Genomic DNA, 3,877 nt, shown 5'->3' on the forward strand with positions numbered 1-3,877 from the left:
TGCCGGGCTGTTGTCTGCTGCCCCACCCTAACCCTCCCCCACAGGGGGAGGGGACATATTGACGGCTTGCCTCGCTTCGTTCACTACATCGAAAAGTGCTTCTCCACAATTTTGGATAGGTTCTCCGGGGCGGTTTTTTTGTGCGGTCATCTCAATGGCTTGAGGCAATATCGGCATCCCAGTCGATAATCCAGTCGCGCTGCGCCATAAACGTTTTCAGCTCGCGCGCATCGCTTGCCCAGTGGTCGTAATGGTCTTCCGGGTTGAAGGGCGAGGTGAGCAGCACGAGAAATCCGCCGGTATAGTCCTTGTCGTTCAAAATTCTGATATGCCAGCCGAAGTAATCGCCCTGGATAATCTTGCCGGTTTTGTTGATTTCAATGCCTGCCATGCCACACCTGAAAGAATTGCCGTCTGTTGGACGCGGGACGGATGCCGCAGTCCGCCCTGTCGCGCCGCGCATCATAAGGGTTTTCGCGCCACACGCCAACGACCGTGCGCCCATGAAAAAACGGCCCGTTGCGAGCCGTTTCCTGCGCGTCCATCACCTTATTCCAGTGCCGCTTTGGCCGCCTCGTCGCCCTGCATTGCCGCTTTTTCAAACCAGGCGCGCGCCTGGACGCTGTCGGCGATGACGCCCAGCCCTTCGCGGTACATTACCCCCAGTTGATATTGCGCTTCGGCATTGCCCGCCGCCGCGTCTTTTTGCCATTGTTGCAGCGCCTGGCGGTAGTAGAGTTCCGCCTTGGCGGCATCTTGGGCGACGCCTTCGCCTTCGTCGTAACGCCGTCCCAGTTTGAAGGCGGCGTCGGCGCTGCCCGCAGCGGCTTCTTTTTCCAGCTTTTGTTGCGGGTCGTTGCCGTCGGCGGTGGCAGTTTGTACCTTGAGGGCGCTCATCAGGGCGATGGCCAGCGCGGGCTGCGGCAACAGCGGCGGTTCGGGCGGCAGCGGCGGGGGCGGACGGCGTACCGGACTGCGCAGCTCTTTTTGGGCGGGACGCGGCGGATGCTGGCTCAATATGGCTTCGAGGTTGGCAGGGGCGACGAAGCCGGGAATCAGCGTGCCATCTTCGAGAATGACCGACGGCGTGCTGGCAATGCCGATTTGCAGGCCGGTGGCGAAGTGTTCGCGGATGATGTTGGTGCAGTCGCCACGCGAGTTGGGCAGCGGCTGGTCGGTTTCGGCGAGCAGGAGCGCGGTGAGGCGGTCGGGCGAACACCACACTTGCGACATCCGCAGCGCTGCGACGGATTCGGGGCCGCTGCGCGGGAAGGCGAGGTAGCGGATAGCGATGCCGCGCTGGGTGTATTCAAGGATGTTTTGCTGCATGACGCGGCAATAGGGGCAGTCCACGTCGATGAACACGCTCACCTGATGCTGCGGCGTGGTGGGCGAGACACTAATCATCGTTTTCGGGTCAACCTGCGCCAGCGCCTTGACCCGTTCGGAGGCGCGGAAGACTTCGGTGACATTGCTCTGCGTTTGCAGGTCAATCATCTCGCCCTGCATCACATAGCGGCCATCGGCGCTGATGTAGAACACCTCCGTCCCCTGCGCGAACTGGTACAGTCCGGGAATCGGCGATTCCTCCGCATTGCTCATCACCCGCGGGTCGAAGACCGATTTCGCCAGCTCCATATTGGGCGAGGCGGCGTGCGCGAGGGTGGTCGCGGCGATGAGCAGACAGGGCAGGGTTCGCATGGGAATCAACGGCATCCGGGGGAAAACAGACTTGTATCATACCGACAACAGCACAGCCGTATCATGACGATGCGCGGTTATTACCGTAACGTCATGCACGCGGATGATGCGCGGCAAACACCTTCGCCAGCCGCGCCTCGGCGACGTGCGTATAAATCTGTGTCGTCGAAAGACTGCTGTGACCGAGCAACAACTGCACCACGCGCAAATCCGCGCCGTGATTGACCAGATGCGTGGCAAACGCATGACGCAATGTGTGCGGCGACACCGGCGCAGTAATACCGACGGCAATCGCATAATCATGAATCAACTGCCAAAACGCGCGGCGGCTCATCGCCCCGCCGCGTGCGCTGACAAACAGCACATCGCTCACCCGTTTGCCCAGCAGCACCGGGCGCGCCTCACGACAATAACGTGCGACCATCTCCGCCGCCTGCTCGCCCATCGGCACCAGCCGCTCCTTGTCGCCCTTGCCGCGTACCCGCAAAATCCCCTCCTGCAAAAACACCGCCGACAGCGGCAAGCCGACCAGCTCGCTCACCCGCAGCCCGCAGGCATACAGCAGCTCCAGCATCGCCGCATCGCGCAAACCTTCCGCCGAATCCGTCAGCGGCGCGGCGAGCAGCCGCTCCACATCCGCCTCGGACAAGCCGCGCGGCAGGCGCTTCTCCTGCCGCACCGCCTCCAGCAATGCCGACGGATCATCCGCACGCAGCCGCTCCTCCATCATCCAGCCAAAAAAACGGCGTAGTGATGCCCGCATCCGCGCCAACGACGACGGTTTGCGCCGCAAATCCAGCATTTGCGCCAGCACCGCCTGCACATCCGCCGTCGCAAACCCTTCGACCGGCTTGTCGCACAGCCGCTGCGCCAATTGCAAATCGCGGCGGTACGACGCCACCGACGCCGCCGCCAGCCCCGCCTCCAGCTCCATCGCCTCACAAAAACGCTCAATCACCGCAAAACCCCCGCTAAAATAGTCCCATGAAAAAACAGACACTATATTACACCGCGCTGCTGCCGCTCATCGCCGCCACCCTTATCGCCTGCGCCTGGTGGAGCCTGCACGACAACCGCGCCCTCATCCTGCGCGACCAGCCGCTGCTGCAACTGAGCGAAGCACAAAAACAGGCCATCCGCGACCTCAAAGGCGACATCACCCTCGAAGCCTATGTGCGCAACAACCCGCGCCAGCGGCGGGGATTCGCCGACCTCGTCGCCCCCTACAAACAACTGCAACCGCGCTTGCATTTGGAGTTTATCAACCCCGACAGCGACCCGCTGCGCGTGCAGGAGCGCGACATCATCCGCGAAGGCCAGCTCTACCTCACCGACGGTACGCACGGCGAACGCATCGACATCGCCAGCCCGCAAAGCCTCGCCACCGCACTACTCAACCTCGGCGAAAGCAGCGACAGCCAAATCCTGCACCTGCAAGGCCACGGCGAACGCGCCTGGCGGCAGGACAGCAGCGGCAACTGGCGCGCCGCCTACGAGCGCATCCAAAACGCCAAAACCACCGTCGGCGACCAGGACCAAAACCGCGTGCGCGACATCCCGCGCAGCACCACCCTGCTCGTCATCGCCGACCCCGAAACCATCCCGCAAGACCACGGCAGCGCGCTACAAACCTACCTCGCGCGCGGCGGCAACCTGCTCTACACCACCGACACCCGCCACCCCTACCTGCCGCCGTGGCTCGCCACCCTCACCGGGCTGAAACTGGTGGAGGGCAGCATCATCGACCCCGGCGCGAAAAACTACGGCCTGAACGACCCGCAAATGCTCATCATCGACACCCTCGGCGACGACCGCGTCAGCGACGGCATCAGCCAGGCGCCGCTCTTGCCGACTGCCGTTGCCATCGCCGAAGAAGAAGCCGGTCTAAAAATCAACAGCGCGCTTATCAGCATTAGCGGTGACCATATCCTCGGCATGAACAGCGACGGCCGCGCGCAAATCCGCAACCGCCGCATCAGCAAAAACGACCTCGTCCATGCCGTGATGCGCGCCCGACAACTGGCGCGCAAAGAAGAGCAGGACACCCTGCACGTGCTGGAACAACAATTCATCGTCGATAACCACCAGGGCATCACCGACCCGGTCGGCATGATTGCGGACAACCTCGAAGCGCGGGTACACGTCATCAGCGCGCGCCGCGCGGCAGTCGTGAACC

4 protein-coding genes are annotated in these 3,877 nt (G+C 62.8%); 1 reads left to right on the top strand and 3 read right to left on the bottom strand.

Annotated elements, in window-relative coordinates; all coding sequences use genetic code 11:
• Positions 1 to 151: 151 nt before the first annotated feature.
• From Q0349_RS01995 to xerD, 3 genes are all read right to left on the bottom strand, one after another.
• Positions 152 to 391, bottom strand: coding sequence for a hypothetical protein (locus Q0349_RS01995; protein WP_298079169.1), 240 nt, complete (start codon positions 389 to 391; stop codon positions 152 to 154).
• A 158-nt stretch (positions 392 to 549) separates the two neighbouring features.
• Positions 550 to 1,701 (bottom strand): thioredoxin fold domain-containing protein, encoded by a 1,152-nt coding sequence (locus tag Q0349_RS02000; RefSeq protein ID WP_298079170.1) that lies wholly within the window; start codon positions 1,699 to 1,701, stop codon positions 550 to 552.
• Positions 1,702 to 1,792: 91 nt separating this feature from the next.
• A complete protein-coding gene (gene xerD, locus Q0349_RS02005; RefSeq protein ID WP_298079171.1) occupies positions 1,793 to 2,659 on the bottom strand; it encodes a site-specific tyrosine recombinase XerD in 867 nt (288 codons plus the stop codon).
• A 26-nt stretch (positions 2,660 to 2,685) separates the two neighbouring features.
• Between xerD and Q0349_RS02010 the strand changes: the two genes are divergently transcribed.
• A partial coding sequence (locus Q0349_RS02010; protein ID WP_298079172.1) for a Gldg family protein occupies positions 2,686 to 3,877 on the top strand: 1,192 nt, incomplete at its 3' end.

It is taken from the genome of uncultured Cardiobacterium sp., assembly GCF_938028185.1.
Taxonomy (GTDB): domain Bacteria; phylum Pseudomonadota; class Gammaproteobacteria; order Cardiobacteriales; family Cardiobacteriaceae; genus Cardiobacterium.

What these genes read in the sequence shown, in the direction of transcription:
- Q0349_RS01995 (WP_298079169.1), bottom strand. Translation starts at nt 391, where the DNA reads ATGGCAGGCATTGAAATCAACAAAACCGGCAAGATTATCCAGGGCGAT.
- Q0349_RS02000 (WP_298079170.1), bottom strand. Translation starts at nt 1,701, where the DNA reads ATGCGAACCCTGCCCTGTCTGCTCATCGCCGCGACCACCCTCGCGCAC.